Origin of the sequence: Specibacter sp. NPDC078692 (assembly GCF_040686835.1) — a bacterium.
Classification (GTDB): Bacteria; Actinomycetota; Actinomycetes; order Actinomycetales; family Micrococcaceae; genus Specibacter.
Window position 1 is genome coordinate 1 of the sequence record NZ_JBFBLV010000051.1, and the last position, 14,778, is coordinate 14,778.

General features: G+C 58.5%; 16 protein-coding genes. 14 read left to right on the top strand and 2 right to left on the bottom strand.

From position 1 onward, the window contains the following. The first annotated feature begins 798 nt into the window (after window positions 1-798). From AB0O97_RS19645 to AB0O97_RS19695, 11 genes are all read left to right on the top strand, one after another. A complete protein-coding gene (locus tag AB0O97_RS19645; RefSeq protein WP_363884908.1) occupies window positions 799-1,209 on the top strand; it encodes a DUF6573 family protein in 411 nt (136 codons plus the stop codon). A gap of 99 nt (window positions 1,210-1,308) precedes the next feature. Continuing rightward, a complete protein-coding gene (locus AB0O97_RS19650; RefSeq protein ID WP_363884910.1) occupies window positions 1,309-1,953 on the top strand; it encodes a hypothetical protein in 645 nt (214 codons plus the stop codon). An 8-nt stretch (window positions 1,954-1,961) separates the two neighbouring features. Beyond that, on the top strand, window positions 1,962-2,294 hold the full coding sequence (locus AB0O97_RS19655) for a hypothetical protein (RefSeq protein WP_363884912.1): 333 nt from the start codon (window positions 1,962-1,964) through the stop codon (window positions 2,292-2,294). Between the two features lie 55 nt (window positions 2,295-2,349). Next, window positions 2,350-2,868, top strand: a complete 519-nt coding sequence (locus tag AB0O97_RS19660) for a hypothetical protein (protein WP_363884913.1) — start codon at window positions 2,350-2,352, stop codon at window positions 2,866-2,868. 99 nt (window positions 2,869-2,967) lie between these two features. After that, window positions 2,968-3,180: a hypothetical protein gene (locus tag AB0O97_RS19665; protein ID WP_363884915.1), complete on the top strand. Its 213-nt coding sequence runs from the start codon at window positions 2,968-2,970 to the stop codon at window positions 3,178-3,180. Between the two features lie 153 nt (window positions 3,181-3,333). Then, entirely contained in the window at window positions 3,334-4,176 is an 843-nt protein-coding gene (locus tag AB0O97_RS19670) for a hypothetical protein (protein WP_363884917.1), read from the top strand. Between the two features lie 102 nt (window positions 4,177-4,278). Next, a complete protein-coding gene (locus tag AB0O97_RS19675) occupies window positions 4,279-4,500 on the top strand; it encodes a hypothetical protein (protein ID WP_363884918.1) in 222 nt (73 codons plus the stop codon). Beyond that, window positions 4,497-5,219 carry an HNH endonuclease family protein gene (locus AB0O97_RS19680; RefSeq protein WP_363884919.1) on the top strand — a complete coding sequence of 241 codons (723 nt, stop codon included), beginning with the start codon at window positions 4,497-4,499 and terminating at the stop codon, window positions 5,217-5,219. The genes AB0O97_RS19675 and AB0O97_RS19680 overlap by 4 nt, the downstream gene beginning before the upstream one ends. Before the next feature lie 141 nt (window positions 5,220-5,360). Then, the gene (locus tag AB0O97_RS19685; RefSeq protein WP_363884921.1) at window positions 5,361-5,522 is read left to right on the top strand and encodes a hypothetical protein; all 162 of its coding nucleotides are present in this window, start codon (window positions 5,361-5,363) and stop codon (window positions 5,520-5,522) included. A gap of 178 nt (window positions 5,523-5,700) precedes the next feature. Beyond that, entirely contained in the window at window positions 5,701-6,339 is a 639-nt protein-coding gene (locus AB0O97_RS19690; RefSeq protein WP_363884922.1) for a hypothetical protein, read from the top strand. After that, window positions 6,336-6,635 (top strand): hypothetical protein, encoded by a 300-nt coding sequence (locus AB0O97_RS19695; protein ID WP_363884924.1) that lies wholly within the window; start codon window positions 6,336-6,338, stop codon window positions 6,633-6,635. The genes AB0O97_RS19690 and AB0O97_RS19695 overlap by 4 nt, the downstream gene beginning before the upstream one ends. Before the next feature lie 102 nt (window positions 6,636-6,737). On the opposite strand, the gene AB0O97_RS19700 is transcribed toward AB0O97_RS19695, so the two are convergent. Further along, window positions 6,738-7,040, bottom strand: a complete 303-nt coding sequence (locus AB0O97_RS19700) for a hypothetical protein (RefSeq protein ID WP_363884926.1) — start codon at window positions 7,038-7,040, stop codon at window positions 6,738-6,740. Beyond that, on the bottom strand, window positions 7,037-9,178 hold the full coding sequence (locus AB0O97_RS19705; protein WP_363884927.1) for an FtsK/SpoIIIE domain-containing protein: 2,142 nt from the start codon (window positions 9,176-9,178) through the stop codon (window positions 7,037-7,039). Before AB0O97_RS19705 ends, AB0O97_RS19700 begins: the two co-directional genes overlap by 4 nt. Before the next feature lie 406 nt (window positions 9,179-9,584). On the opposite strand from AB0O97_RS19705, the gene AB0O97_RS19710 reads away from it, so the two are divergent. The 3 genes from AB0O97_RS19710 to AB0O97_RS19720 all read left to right on the top strand — a co-directional run bounded on the left by AB0O97_RS19710 (window position 9,585) and on the right by AB0O97_RS19720 (window position 14,416). After that, window positions 9,585-10,583, top strand: coding sequence for a hypothetical protein (locus AB0O97_RS19710; protein ID WP_363884929.1), 999 nt, complete (start codon window positions 9,585-9,587; stop codon window positions 10,581-10,583). 825 nt (window positions 10,584-11,408) lie between these two features. Then, the gene (locus AB0O97_RS19715) at window positions 11,409-13,085 is read left to right on the top strand and encodes an ABC-F family ATP-binding cassette domain-containing protein (RefSeq protein ID WP_363884931.1); all 1,677 of its coding nucleotides are present in this window, start codon (window positions 11,409-11,411) and stop codon (window positions 13,083-13,085) included. After that, window positions 13,082-14,416, top strand: coding sequence for an MFS transporter (locus tag AB0O97_RS19720; protein ID WP_363884933.1), 1,335 nt, complete (start codon window positions 13,082-13,084; stop codon window positions 14,414-14,416). The genes AB0O97_RS19715 and AB0O97_RS19720 overlap by 4 nt, the downstream gene beginning before the upstream one ends. The last annotated feature ends 362 nt before the right edge of the window (window positions 14,417-14,778 follow it).

Consider the following 14,778-nt stretch of genomic DNA (forward strand, 5'->3'; position numbering starts at 1 on the left):
GGGTCGAAGGTACGACCCCCTCACCCACCAACGAAAAAAGCCACTGACTTACCTCAGTCACCCAAGACCAAAGATGCCGAAACGAGGAGCACCACATAAAGCCATAACCCACAAAAGAACCGGTGAAGGAACACGGGCAGGAACACCAGACACAAACACCCAAAAAACCCAAGCAACACGGGCAACGGGCAGGCGACTGAACTAAGTCACCCACCCACGACTCAGAAAAGCCGGCATCCGGGCGCCGGGAGACGGCGGGCAGCAACCGGCCTCAGGGGGGTCGGAGATACGACCCCCCCCCCACCGGAACCAAACCCACTACCGCCCACAGCTCGCGGGATTCAACCGACATCGGTCGAATCCCCCACCACCAACCCAGACAACCCAGCCCGGGCCCGCCAAAGCCGAGTAACAGCCGCAGCACCCCGACCGAGCGATAAGCCCAACGCCAAGGCCACAGGGGGTCAGAGCCCCGCCCCCCACATCCCCACCAACCAGCCGAAACAGCAACCAAACCAGAACCACGCGAAAAGCCGAGCGAGGCCACACAGGCGACCGGAGGCCGGGAGCACCAAGGACAACGACACGGAAACATAAAGCCATAACCCACACCAGAACACAAGACGGAACCAAGGAAGGAACACCAGACACAAACACCCCAACAACCCCCAGAAACCGCGGCCATGAAGGTTACAAGCTAGGTTTGCATAAATAATACAAGTAGGGCTAGTATAAATTATAACGAGTGGAGATCAAGACTGAGGATCCACCGCGATCCTCTCAACGAAAGGCAATAACATGAACAACCCCTTCGATGGCTTCAAGGTAATTTCCAGCTACACCCGCGAGCGGGCGATCGGTGACGGAGTGCTGCGTGACGTTAGCGCGTTGGCCAAGGAATCCGGATTCGCAGTCCCCGTCGCAATGACGTCGGCGGCATGGATGGAAGCCGTTTCCTGGTCTCAGTCCAACGAGGCCTTTCAGGATGAAACTGGCCGCCTCTGGGATGTTTTGATTATGGCCAAGTTCGCCGCCACGCGCCCTCAGGGTCGGCGCTCCGAGGAAAGCCCGCGCAGCAGTTTTTCCGTGTACCGTGTGCCGAACATTTCGGATGCCACCGAGGCAACCGAACTTGCTCTGGACATGCACATTGGCCCCGGCGACGACGGCGCCCCCGTCATCACCATCATGTTGGAGCACGAGGATTAGGAAGAATTTATAAAGATTCCTAGCCCTACTTGCTTTTGTTATACAAGTAGGGCTAGTGTTCTTTATAAGACGTTGACCACCTCATCTAGGAGCCCCGAAATGATCTCTACCATCGCACCGAGTTTCACGGTTACAGCCACCGCGAGCGACCTCACCGAGGGTGATCGCTACACCGACCACTTGAACCAGACCCACATCGTTTTGAGCGTGGATATTTCCGCTGGTGTGACTGGCGCCGGGATCTACATCGACGTTGAGGGGCAGGGTTACCCGGAGTTTTATCTCAAGGATCAGGCGGTTGCCTTGCTGGTCTGCGAAGAGGTGGACACTGAAGGTTTCGAGACGGAGGAGGGTGAGCCCCGTTTCGCTGAAGGTGCGACCGTGTCCATTACCGGCCACCATGATCTGATCGCCACCGAATCCCTCCCGTGCGGGGAGCTTGCCGAGGAAGTCACCGGTCAGACGGAGGACGGAGACAAGTTCACCGTCGTCTCTATCGATGGGAGGGGAAGCTTCACGTACAACCTGCGCAATGAGGAGGGGCGCAGGGTTTGGTGCGTGGAGGAGTCCGAATTGGTGGATGGTGAGCCCTCGAGCGAGGGGAATCTGTTTCGCACCTTGACGCGGCGCTACCTCAGTACCGGGGACTGCATCAAGTCTTCTGCGGAGTTCCGGACCCGGGACGCCCAGCGTCGGTACGCGGCAGCCTTGCCTAGCCACACCGCGATTACCTTCGAAGGTTAGGCCCAGCAATGACCATCACCAGCAGCCCTCGCACCGTGGCCCCCACGAGCCCGGCCCAGGCATTCACGGCGCCCGTAGCTCGCACCAGCGGCCACACGGCCGCCCCCACCCTTTACGCTCGCCGTATCGCGGTTGCGTGGGAGCTGGACACCACGACCGGCGCGGTCACCGTCAACGGCGAATATGCGGGCCGTGTCATTGAGATTGTCGCCGGCCTTTTTCAGTTCGAAACCCCGGCCGATACGGCCCGCGGGGTGGGTTGGGGATCCTTTGGTGCCGCCGACGCGGCAGCCGAGGCTGGCGCCGTCCGAAGTGTCCTCATTCTCCACAACTGCCCCTAGCTAAAGAGCCCGGGCCCCAAGGCCCACACAGTATTTCACCTACGGAAGGATCACCATGAAAACGTCCATCAATACCCCCGATATTGCCCCCGGCACTGAGTATGGCGACAAGTGCGCGGTACTGGCCGAGTTCCTCCACGATCTTGTTTTCGGCCCCGGCCAGTGGGCTGGCAATGACGAGCACTACAAGCAGATGTACCGGGAAGATGCCGTCGCCACCATCACCCTCCTGCCCCACTTGCTGGGATTGGTGGAACGCGAGCGCCTGCAGGAACACATCCCCGCCCTTGCCCTCGGCTTCATAGGCGATGTACCGCAGGAGATGCCCAGCCCGGCGCGCATGGGCGCCATCAAGGAAACAGCCCCGGATACTGAGTACGGGGAAACTCTTGCGGCGCTGGCCGAATTCCTCCACGCCATCCCCAACGGCGAGGGCACATGGGCAGATGCGGAGGCGAGCTACCGCACCAACTACACCGCCGACGCCGCCGACGTACTGGCCGCACAGCCCCACCTCATCGACTTGGAAGAACGTCGCCGGCTGGCCACCATCATCCCCGAGCTTGCCCCGTAACTCCCCCGGTTACTGGCAGGCGCACAGCCTGCCAGTAACCGGACCAGCAAAGACCAGGCACACCACCAACCAGCCAGAAAACGTACACGAGGAGCAACCATGAACACCACCACCCCGGCCACCATCCCCAGCTACGCCCACCCGGTACCGGTTGGAGCTGACGGGATCCGCTTCCGCAAAGTCCACGGCCCGCGCACCTTGGAAAGCACCCAGCGCCGCCAGCAGGTCAGCGCCGACTATGCACGCGAACTCACGGCCCGCACCAAAAACAACCCCTTCACCCGCGCCGACTACATGGCCATCACCCCCTAACAATCAACCCAAGAAGAACACCCCCGGCGCTCGCGGGCGTTGGTCATCCTGAAGTCACTTGGTTCAGGGGTGGATGTCATGCCGTTTCTAGGTTTATATAATTTTTCCTAGCCCTGCTTGCATAATTATTACAAGTAGGGCTAGAATCAATATATGATCACTACTTCGGAGACAAGGACAGACACCATGGCCGATAACCTGCCCCGCGCAATCGACACCAAGCTTGCCGCTATCTACGCACCCGCCGCCGAGATCATGCGCAAACTGGAACACGCCCGCGCCAACCTCACGGCAATGCATGTACGCAAAGACCCCGCAAGGGTCGCTGACTTCAACTCCCGCATCAACGAGCTCACCGAAGCCCTTGATGCCCTCGATGCCGCAGCAGCCCCCTATGAAGCGATCTACGCAGAAACCCGCTGGACACGCTTTTTCTTGGTTCCCGACGGCCACCTGCACCGCAGCCGCCGTTGCTCATCATTGCGCTGGAAGACACTTACCGTATGGTTGCCCGAGTACAGCGGCAAGAACGAGACCGAGATTGTGGAACTGGCAGGGGAAGCTGCCTGCACGATTTGCTACCCGTCCGCCCCCGTCAACCGCCTGTCAATGCTTCCGGTACACGTAGCGGCCCGCCACACCGCCGCCGTAGAGAGTGCCGAAAAGGCCGCTAAAAAAGCCAAGACCACCGCACAGACAATTACAGTCGGCAACACCACGTACAAGACGACCAGGGCCGCAGAAAACGAGATCGGCCTGCGCGTCGATTACATGATTGGTTCGCGCTACATGGTGGCCGTCGACGCCAGTCACCGCGCCCAGCTCGACAACAACGCCGCCGAAGACGAAGCCGCAGCCCGCGCAATCGCCGAGGCGCTCGCCGCCCAGATCGAGGGCTACGACGCCGCAGCGATCCTGACCAAGAAGTTCGCAGCGAAGCTCAAGACCTACAAGAACATCGAGCACTACAACATCCCGACCAACGCCACCTTCTAACCAACTAGCCGGCCCCCTCAACCAGAGGGGGCCACCGGTGCGCACACCACCCCCTGCGAGCGCACCGCACCCACCACCAGCACATAAAGTCAGGCAGGAACCATGAGCATCAATGCAGCTGCAAGCAAACCCCCCTACACACCCACAAAGGGTGACCGCGTGAGAATCGGGAGCGGCAAAGCCCTGTGGATCATTGAGGACTTCCTGACACTGCACGGCGGAGCGCAGGTTGCAGCACTCACCCGCGAAGGATCAAACGGCTACGTCAATACAACCGTGGAGCCCCACCGACTCAAACCCGCCCCGCAGGAGCCCGAGAAGTGAACACCCGCACAGCAGTCAGCCTTGCCGCGCTCGCAGCAGCACTGGCCCTGATCACCTACCTCCTCCCCACTGACACCGGCACCACACCCACAGCAGTACAGAGCACCACAGTGCAGCCCACACCCACCACCACCCACGGAACTCCCACAACCCTCGCCCCATCCAGCACGGCAGCGCTCGCAGCCCTGCCAACGATTCCCATCAAGGGAAGGGCCCCGAAGACCGGATATGAGCGCTCATTGTTCGGCCCTGCATGGAAAGACGTGGATAGGAACGGGTGCGATACCCGCAACGACACGCTGCGCCGTGACCTGTCCCCCGTCTCGATCAAGCCCGGTACCCATGGCTGTCTCGTACTCTCCGGGACACTGGCAGACCCGTACACCGGGGAGACCGTGGAGTTTGTGCGCGGCGGCCCCTCAGAAGTGGACACAGACCACCTTGTCCCCCTCTTAGATGCATGGCAGAAGGGAGCCCAGGGATGGGATCAGGAGAAGCGCGAACGCCTCGCCAACGACCCAGCCAATCTCGCTGCCTCAGCTGCCGGAGCGAACCGGGCAAAAGGTGACGGTGACCTCGCAACCTGGTTACCTCCCAATCGCGCCCACTGGTGCACCTACGCAGCAGAGATCGTAAAGGTGAAGGCGAGCTACGGGCTATGGATGACGCCGGCAGAACACCAACGAGCCGAGCAGATCCTCACGGACTGCACCAGTTAAGGCCCCAAGCGGAACACCCTCCCAGCGCTCGCAGCATGCCGCACCGACACCTAATATAATTCCAGCTATCCCCCCTTGTGAAATTTAGACAAGGGGGGATAGGATCGTTATATCGAGTTCAGCCACCAGCAAGGGAGCATCATGCAGCACTTCATCGGATACCCCACCAACAGCAGCTATCTCTGCGGCGAGGACTCCATTGTCCGCCGCAACACGCGCACTGACACCGACCCCACTCTGACCACCTGCCGCGCCTGCAAGGTCTCCCCCCATTTCCCCACCGAAGAAACCCCGCACCACTAACCCCCGTGAGGGGCCGGCCTCCCCAACCGGCCCCTCACGCACTCGCAGTCCTCGACGACGCCGGCTGCAAACGACCCACTAAGCCTGTCGAAGCACAGGCGCAACCACATTTATCTTCCCCGCAAAGTTTGAACTCGAAGCAATACCGAACCGACGGCCCTCCCCTGAAAGAGACCCCATGACCTCCCCAGCCCACAGCCGCCAAACGCTGACCGCAGAAGAAGCCGCTGACCGAGTAGGCCGCACCCCTGCCTACTTCCGTGTACTGATGAGCAAACTCAATCACGGCGGCCGCGACCTCCGCGCCCCGGCCCAGCCAGGAGAACGCGCACGCCGCTACGACGCCGACAAAATTGATGCCTGGGTAGCTGAAGGAATGCCCGTACCCACCAAGCCAAACACCATCCCAACACCCAAGCCCGACGCCCGCAAGATCTCCGCCACCGCCACCCGCACCGGCAACATGTGGACCGTAAACATTGAAGAAATCAACCAGGGCACCCAAACAGAAAGTATCCGCAACGCCCATCGGATCGCTCACGCACTGGCAGTCAAAAAAACCGGCTTGGCCCCGGACGAAGTAACCATTGACCTCACTGTCGAACTGCCCACAGAAACCGCACACCAGTGGGAAAAAGCCAAGACAAAAGAAATGGAAGCCAAAGCCACCGCCGCGCTCGCCGCCAAGCTCTCCCGCCAAGTTGTCCAGGACTTGCAGGCTCAAGGGTGCACTTTTCACGACATTGGCGAAATGCTGGGGATCAGTCATCAGCGGGCGCAGCAGCTCGCCTCGTCGGCTGTGGGCAAGGAGTCATGACCAGCGCAGGCCCGCTAGACCAGGCAGCAGAAGCTGCCAACTCTGCCGTGTACGCAATGAGCCGTGTCCTTGACCTCTCAGCGGCTGGGGCCTCAGCTGCGGACGCATCTGCAGCAACATACAAACTCTCCGCCGCCCTCGACACGCTGGCACTAATGTTCGGTCGTATCGGAGCAAGTCAGATCGCGGCCACAAGCGCAGAAACCGTTGCAATGGCCCAATGCGCAGCCCATGTACGTAAAGCAGCGGAGACGGCCCGGGAGGCTGCTGCAATGACCCAACAGCGCATCGAGTAGCAGCTGGCGAAGACCTGCCAGCTCGGTCTATCGGGAAGCGGCAGAAACCAAGGAAAGGGGCCCACCAATTTGGTGGGCCCCTTTCCTTGTTGGTTCTGTTGTCTATCGCTGGTTGAGGTCTCTGATTCTTCGCTTGTAGACGACCAAGACAGTCAAAGCGATGACGATGAGGACCACAGTTGCCAGCGCCACCAAGCGTATGAGGTCTAAACCTGCTCCCGTTCCGGGAATCTCCAGGAGGATGCCGTTGCCCTCAATGAGGAGGTGGTATCGCACCATCCAATCCTTAACAGGCGAGAGCATGGCCCCGAAGGGGATGATGCCGGCCCCCAATGCCAGGATGACGATGAAACCGAGAAGGATGTTGTCGTCAGAAATTTCTGACCCTTCATTGCCGTTGCTCATTTTCTTCCCTTGCCTTCGTGTTCGTCGGGTCGCCGTATGTGGAGCCAGGTGTCAGCGGTGATGGAAGCAGAGTCTGGTTCGCCTGTTTCGATGTCGCGGTAGTCCAGGATGAGGTAGTCGTCATCCTCAGGTTCAACGTCGGTGACGATCCCCCAGAGGCTCAGAGCTTCATCAATGAGAACGGCGTCACCTTCCTCCAGCGAGCTGGCCTTTTCCTGGGTTGCGGGGCGGTACCCTTCAAACAATCCGCTGGTGCTTTCCATTGAATCCTCGGCGTCTTCTTCACCTGGTGATTCGATGTCATCGCCCTCGTCAGTGGCCTCAGAATGCGCATTGGACGTGTGAGCACCTCGAGCTGGCGGGTGTGGAGCCAGCTCATCTGCGATTCTGGGGTCAAAGGGGACAATCCTTGCCTCCGCATAGTCCCGGTACCCTGGATCGCTGTCCGGGTCCTCGGGGCTGCCATCCAAGTCAGCTGCATAGTCTGGGTCCAGGATCATCATGCGCGGGTAGGTGGTTTCCTCGGGTTGGGCCTTTTCGAGGTATTCGGGCAGATCACCCTTGGCCGGATCCGGGTTCCAGAATGTTTGGATTTCGACCGGGTTTGATTCAGCATCGGTACTCACACCGCGGCCGCGAACATTTCGCGGCAGGGCTACACCGATGGCGAACGAATCCCACATCATGTTGGCGCCCTGGGGAGAGAGCCGGCCCATGGAAATTCGGGCCGCAAAGTTGTCCCTCATTTCTCCACCGAGGAATGAAACATCGGGGCGCTGAAGACCCAAGATCATGTGAATCTTGGCGCTACGGGCCAGGCGAGCCAGATCCTCAATCAGCTCCAACATCGGTGGCTGCGTGGGATCGCCCTTTTGCTTAACCGATTTGTACCAGCGCACAATGCGGGCCTTCAGAGTGGCGTACTCGTCAATGATCAGGAAGAGGGCGTCAAAGTCCTTGAGGGTTGCTTTGCCCGCTTCAATCAGTGTGTAGCGCTCCTCCATCAGCTCGTGGGCCGCGATGATCATTCGCACCTGGTGTTCAACACGCGACGCCACCAGCTCAACGTTGGGGTAGCCACGGAAACCAACGAACTCGATTCTCTTGCCGTCGATCACCCATATGCGGTATCCCTGACGAGCAATCTGTTCCAGAAAGCCGTGCTCAACCACTGTCTTGCCAGTACCCGTACCGCCCACCACGAGCATGTGCGGATTGAGGGCCGGCTGCCAGAAAATGACATTGCCATTCTCATCCACCCCATAGGGCAGCTTGAGCTTCAGATAGGAGGCGTGGGCATCCGTGCGATCCACATCTTCATAGACGGGGTAAACCAAGGTTGGCATCTCAGGGCGTTGAGTGAACCTAACGATGTCGTTTTGAAGATCCCAATGGGCAACCCAGCGTCCATGCATCCTTGCACTGATGACTTTTTCCACGCGTTGCCGGCGCCCGACCATGGCCATGTGAATACCCTGTTTGTGAGTAACGGTGACGGTCTTGATTTCGTCGCCTTCCTCCTCACATTCAACTGTGGCGCTCTCACCGAGCAGCTCCTTCACAACAGCATGGACACGCTGCACTTGCTCGCTAGGAAGTACCTCAGCCTGGGCCGGCGTCTCATCCAGAACCAGAACCAACAGCTTGGTCCGATGGTTGTGGCCCCTGACCAGGTAACGGCCGCCCAGGTTTCGGTCCAAAACTTCCAGGACACCACCAACCCACTTCGGATCCCGCCCATTGACCTGGTTGGCATACCGAAGCTTGGCCCGCCCAGGGGTTCCAACCCAACCGCTCTTCCAACGACTGACTCGGAGCAATGCCCGGGAGAGCTTCCGAACACCCAGCATGGGAGCGACAGCCTCAAGGGTGTTGTCGATGATTTCACCCCGCCGTTGGTCCCTGATGCCGAAGGCAATGACTGCAGCGCTGGCGATAAGCAGCAGCATTGCCGCTGCGGCACCAAGCAAGACTCTGTTCATGGCCAGGCCCAAGCAGAATGAAAGCGCGGCCGTCGCTGGGATCACGATGGCCCAGATCTTCCACTCATGATTCCGTGGTGGCAATTGGCTTGTCTCAGCCAGCGGCTCAAGACCTGGCACAGGCAAAGTTGCCTGCCGGGATCCGATAACCATCATGGCTCCTTTGATTGGTTTGAATGACTCTCTTTCTCTGGAGGTAGGTATGGATCCCCTCTTGAAACAAAGCAAATATGCGGGAAGTTACCCTCCCGTATCTATGGACATCAAATCTTCAGAGGCGGACCATGGTGCTAGTGAGTTGCCATTCTGCGAGCAACCACGGGCAGGCCTCCCGACAAGTGCCCGGAGAGCCGAAACCTATAAATGTAGGATCCCAAGCTGCCTGTCACCAACGAATCGGTCTGACATGCGACGGTGCGCAGGCCAAGATCACCGTGATTCTCAATTTCGTGACACTTTCCTACGTCCAGCCCATATCTGGCGACCACGAAAGGGTACAACTCGCGTCGGGTATATAGGCAGCACGTTTCCATGACTCAGCGGGTCATGGAAAGCTGATCTTGTGATTGAGCGGAAAGTGAATTTTGAACGCCTCCGAGGGATGCGCTGTGGAAGTTGTAGCTATGAGTGGAAAACCAACGATGAATGGTTAGATCTCTTCAATCAGGGAGAGGAGACGTGTCCAAGCTGTGGCACAGACTGCCAAGTTGAGGAGCGTCCCAATTTCTGGGCCCCACAGGACGACCCCTCCTACGACGATACGAACGTGCTGGCCACGTACTGGTACCACACCTCGACCCACTCAAACTGGCCCGACCCAAGCTTCGACCACATCGCCCGCCTATCCGACCAAACTAAGCAAAGATACCAGCGCATCAGCACAGATGGACGGGCACTAGAGCGCTGGGCTCAACGTCAGACGAGCAAAGCATTGCACTTAGGTACATACGAGTCAGCCATCGAGAACATGCTTAGACGGATGAAAGACCAAGACAATTCGGAAGACCAATTCTATTTGTACCGAGTGCAGCTATGCCCCGTCGCTGCCATTGAACCTGGCGTACACAATGAACCCACCAACTGGGTCGGTGATGTCCAATTGGCCGAAATATGTTCCCCTGGCATCGACGTTTTCCGCTACGTGAACACCCATGAGGACCCGTCAAGCATTTCAATCGCCGTTAACATCCAAGCCATCCATGCAGTACAGCGGATCCCGATCCCGCTGACAACTCAAGTGGCAGATCCGTGGGTGCACACCGCAGCGGCACGATTGCTTGAAGCAGCCCAGCTGCCTACCCCGCAACCAGAATCTGCTATCGAACGTCTAAGCCGCAATAGGCCCTCAGCACTATCAGAAGAAGCACGCCAACTGAAAACCGAAATTGCCAACACAATTCCGGTAGGGCTTCGTCGTAGGCTTCATGCACACTTTGACGAAGCGACCCTGACCTCAAACCCGCGGGCCTATCCCGCCAAACTAAAAGATTTAGCCCATCTCATCAGAAATCCGACTGATGCTCTCCAATTACTCAATTCCGAAGCATGGCGAACACTCTGAACAGGAATTCCTCGAAGAGTCCGGTCCGGAGTGAGACGACCAACCGGGGGCTTAGTTCTGACTACGACTACAACCAGGCAAACGACTGGTGACAGGAATCTGAGAACGGTGACAAGTAAGTGACACGAATCTGAGAAAAGTGACATCCAAAACGAGAACCTACAAAAATGTAGGATCCCAAGCTAGCTGTCACCAGCGAATCGCTCTGATCTGCGACGATGTGCAGGCTAAGATCACTCAAATTTTCAGTTTCGTGTCACTTTCCTACAGGCTGTTGGCCGTCGATGAAGACGACGGCACTCCGCTCTGCGTACGGCGACCAAACACTTTGGACCAATCAGGTATTGATGAGCACAAACCCAGCGATTGTCCGAGTCAGAAAAGTTGCCTCAGAAGGACAAAAATCCTGTCCCGTATAGGGTCCGTTCACCGGGCTTTTTCGCGGGCACCCTATACGGGAATGTGGCTCCTGAAGAACCCTGCAGTTTTGAAAATTTCAGAAGTCGCCTGCACACGCTCCGGTAAGGGACCGTCATACGGGACAGCTTCAAGCGACGGTCTAGACATGACCCGCCTCTTAAAACTTGACATGGTAAAATAGCAATTGTGAGTTACTTATTCTTCGTCTACTGGGGCTAACACCAGTCTGTTCCTTGTGAATTTTCCGAGGCTGCGGGCTGGCTCTCATGCCATCCGTCACCGACATTTCTGTCATGTGTGGCGTTCCAGCAGATTTGAGCGCATTTCCCGCTCCACATCGCGCCCATCACTTCTAACCATGGGTGTTTTCTAAGCGAGCGGTTGCGCCTCCCCTTCGGAGGAATAATGACCATCACAATTACCTTGCCTGCACGCACCCGCGCGCAGCTCATAGCTTCCACTATTCATGTTGTCCGTGGCGGGAGTAAGGTCCTGAGCAACGTTGACCTCACCATCACACCAGGAACCCGAGTGGGGATCGTCGGCGAAAACGGCCGCGGAAAATCAACCCTGCTTCACGTCCTTGCCGAGATCCTGACACCTGACTCAGGCACAGTGCTACGCATTGGCACGCTCGGCATCGCCGAACAAGAAATGCCCACCGATGACGGCCGCACGGTCGGGGATCTCATCACCGAGCAACTGGCCGATTCCCGTGCTGCGCTGCGCGCATTTGATCTTAGCGCGGATGCTTTGGCGGCCCAGTCGCCAGGCGCGGAGAAGATATTTGCCGAAGCCCTGAATGCGGCCGAAACGCTTGATGCCTGGGACGCCGATCGCCGGGTTGACGTCGCACTCGAATCATTGGGAGCCGTCACCGACAGGCAGAAATTGCTGTCTGAACTATCTGTGGGTCAGCGCTATCGCGTCAGGCTTGCCTGCCTATTGGGCGCTGAACATGATTTCCTTCTTCTGGATGAACCGACGAACCACCTCGATCAGCAGGGGCTGGACTATCTCACCGATCAGCTGCGTGGCAGCCAAGGGGGAATCGTCGTCGTGAGCCACGACCGGGCACTCCTGACAGATGTTGCCACCCAGATCCTGGACCTTGATCCGAGTCGAGACGGGATTCCGCGCCTCTACGGCGGCGGGTATTTGGGGTACAAGGAAGGACGCGCAGCAGAGCGCGAACGGTGGGTCGATGAGTACGAACAGCAGAGGGCCGAACATTCCCGGCTGACCCAAGACCTGGCAACCGCTCAGAACCGGCTCGTATCGGGATGGCGACCACCCAAGGGAACAGGGAAACACCAGCGGCAAACCCGTGCCCCAGGTCTTGTTCGTTCGGTGCACCGACGGCGCGATGACCTTGAAAATCACAGAGTCACTGCTCCCGAGCCGCCGCTTGAATTTCGAATGCCCGAACTTTCCGCGCGGCCTGGTGTCACACTGATCCAGGCGGTGGAAGTCGCGGTCGATGGGCGGATGCCCTCAGTGACGACGCTCTTCCTCGAGTCGGGCAGCAAGTTTGTGGTCTCCGGGCCGAACGGTGCCGGAAAATCAACCTTCCTTAACGTGTTGGCCGGAACCCTCGCGCCTTCTACCGGAGAAATCCATCATGCCCGTGGAGCAAGAATCGCCTATCTTGCCCAGGAATCTCCTGTCGCAACGACACTGCGGGCACGCGACGCATTCAACGCCCACCTCGGCACCTTGACCAGCGCCGGAACGCTCAAAGAAGGCGAAATGATTTCCCTCAAGTCGCTCGGGATTCTATCCTCGGCCGATCTTAACCGTCCCGTGCGGGAGCTATCCATGGGCCAACAGCGCCGTCTCGATCTTGCGATGGCACTGGCAACCAAACCTCATGTGCTGTTGCTCGACGAACCCAGCAACCACCTGTCCATCGCGCTTGTTGATGAACTCACCGAGGGGCTACACCTGACGAAGGCCGCCGTAATCATCGCGACCCACGACCGTCAACTTCGCCGCGACCTTGCAAGCTGGCAGCACATCAACTTGGCAAACCCCAAAGAAAACTGGTCTGGAAGCTCAACATTCGAAGGGCGCGCCTCATGAATACGTCACCACATCACAAACCCGCGTCTGCATCAAAATGGCGGGCCTTGGCCCCGCTTCATCATCGTGACTACCGCCTACTACTGGGCGCGGTGGGTCTATCACTTTTCGGAACCGGCATGTGGACCATCGTGATGGTTTTCCAGGTACTCTCGATCGACAACTCACCCACGGCACTATCAATGGTCGCGGCCTGCCTCAGCGGCGGCCTCTTCGCCTTCGCTCTGGTAGGAGGTGTCACCGCCGACCGCTTCTCGAAACGGACCATCATCATCTCGGTCCAGGCAACGAACTTGGCTGCCGTGGCAATGGTGACCCTCATGGCGTTCAGTGGAGGTATCCAGCTTTGGCACATGGCCCTTGCTTCAGCAATGCTCGGGGCCGGGAGCGCGTTCTTCTACCCGGCCTACAGTGCTTTCCTGCCCACCATTTTGCCCCCGGATGAACTCTTGGCGGCCAACGGTTTGGAAGGTGCACTCAGACCCACTATGGGGCAAGGAATCGGGCCGGCGATCGGAGGAATGATCGTGGGAGCGTTCCTTCCGATGCACGGCGCGTTGGTCGTCGCCGCACTCTATGCGATAGCACTGAGCCTGGTGGTCTTCATACGTCCAGACCCGAGAGGCCCCAATGAACTAGATCGCACCGCAGCGTCACAAGGTATCTTTGCGGATCTGCGTGAAGGTATTTCTTTTACCGTGAAAACGAGATGGCTGCTTTGGACACTCATCTTTGCGTGCCTCATGACATTGATCATCATGGGGCCGATAGAAGTACTCATTCCCTTCATTGCGCGAGACAACTTCGGCAATGGCGAGCAGGTTTTTGGGTTTCTCCTCACTGCGTTCGGCATGGGAGGGGCGGTTGGATCGCTGGTTGTTTCTTCCCTGCGAATGCCACGCCGCTACCTGAGTGTCATGGTGCTTGGCTGGGGTGCCGGGACCATCCCACTAGCATTCCTGGGTATCACTACATCGTTCTGGGTGATGGCAGCTGCCCTGTTCATTGTCGGATTCAGCTCAGGGGCAGGAATGGTCATCTGGGGCACGCTTCTGCAACAGCGGGTTCCGATAAACATGATTGGCCGCGTCGCAAGCCTGGACTTTTTCATTTCGATCGCGCTGATGCCACTTTCGATTGCCCTGGTCGGTCCCATCGCAATGGTGGTACCCGCAACCGTCATCTTCGCCGTAGCAGGGACAATACCGGTATTGATCGCGGTCCTTGCCGTCCTCGCCGGGAGAATGCGACGAGACGAAATGAGCCATCCCCTCAATGCCACTGCTGAGGGCCAAGACCCCATCGAGTCGATACGTCAGGAACACAAATAACCCCTCACCGGTGCAAGTGTTGAAACGTGGGCGTGGGAGTCCACTAAGGATGCTCCCCCGCCCACGACGGGCAGGAAGGAGGAGGCAATCCCGCCGATGCCACGAGTGCGGAACTCACGATCACGCTCTCAAGAAAGGTACGTTCTGAATCGCGGCGAACCTCTCAAAGACAAGTTCGCCAAAACTGTCCCAGTAGACGTTCCCCTACGGACAGCAGCATCGATCTCGCTGCGACTGTTGAGCTGGGTGGTTCCACGTCCCGGAGCCGGACCGGCTTGCGGGACACTCCGAAATGCCTATCCGGACGGACCCCTTGCGGGTGCTTCGTGCGAGGATGTGATGTGGGCGATCGACCACCCTCA

What these genes read in the sequence shown, in the direction of transcription:
- AB0O97_RS19695 (WP_363884924.1), top strand. Translation starts at nt 6,336, where the DNA reads ATGACCAGCGCAGGCCCGCTAGACCAGGCAGCAGAAGCTGCCAACTCT.
- AB0O97_RS19655 (WP_363884912.1), top strand. Translation starts at nt 1,962, where the DNA reads ATGACCATCACCAGCAGCCCTCGCACCGTGGCCCCCACGAGCCCGGCC.
- AB0O97_RS19670 (WP_363884917.1), top strand. Translation starts at nt 3,334, where the DNA reads ATGATCACTACTTCGGAGACAAGGACAGACACCATGGCCGATAACCTG.
- AB0O97_RS19720 (WP_363884933.1), top strand. Translation starts at nt 13,082, where the DNA reads ATGAATACGTCACCACATCACAAACCCGCGTCTGCATCAAAATGGCGG.
- AB0O97_RS19645 (WP_363884908.1), top strand. Translation starts at nt 799, where the DNA reads ATGAACAACCCCTTCGATGGCTTCAAGGTAATTTCCAGCTACACCCGC.
- AB0O97_RS19715 (WP_363884931.1), top strand. Translation starts at nt 11,409, where the DNA reads ATGACCATCACAATTACCTTGCCTGCACGCACCCGCGCGCAGCTCATA.
- AB0O97_RS19675 (WP_363884918.1), top strand. Translation starts at nt 4,279, where the DNA reads ATGAGCATCAATGCAGCTGCAAGCAAACCCCCCTACACACCCACAAAG.
- AB0O97_RS19660 (WP_363884913.1), top strand. Translation starts at nt 2,350, where the DNA reads ATGAAAACGTCCATCAATACCCCCGATATTGCCCCCGGCACTGAGTAT.
- AB0O97_RS19690 (WP_363884922.1), top strand. Translation starts at nt 5,701, where the DNA reads ATGACCTCCCCAGCCCACAGCCGCCAAACGCTGACCGCAGAAGAAGCC.
- AB0O97_RS19700 (WP_363884926.1), bottom strand. Translation starts at nt 7,040, where the DNA reads ATGAGCAACGGCAATGAAGGGTCAGAAATTTCTGACGACAACATCCTT.
- AB0O97_RS19650 (WP_363884910.1), top strand. Translation starts at nt 1,309, where the DNA reads ATGATCTCTACCATCGCACCGAGTTTCACGGTTACAGCCACCGCGAGC.
- AB0O97_RS19685 (WP_363884921.1), top strand. Translation starts at nt 5,361, where the DNA reads ATGCAGCACTTCATCGGATACCCCACCAACAGCAGCTATCTCTGCGGC.
- AB0O97_RS19705 (WP_363884927.1), bottom strand. Translation starts at nt 9,178, where the DNA reads ATGATGGTTATCGGATCCCGGCAGGCAACTTTGCCTGTGCCAGGTCTT.
- AB0O97_RS19665 (WP_363884915.1), top strand. Translation starts at nt 2,968, where the DNA reads ATGAACACCACCACCCCGGCCACCATCCCCAGCTACGCCCACCCGGTA.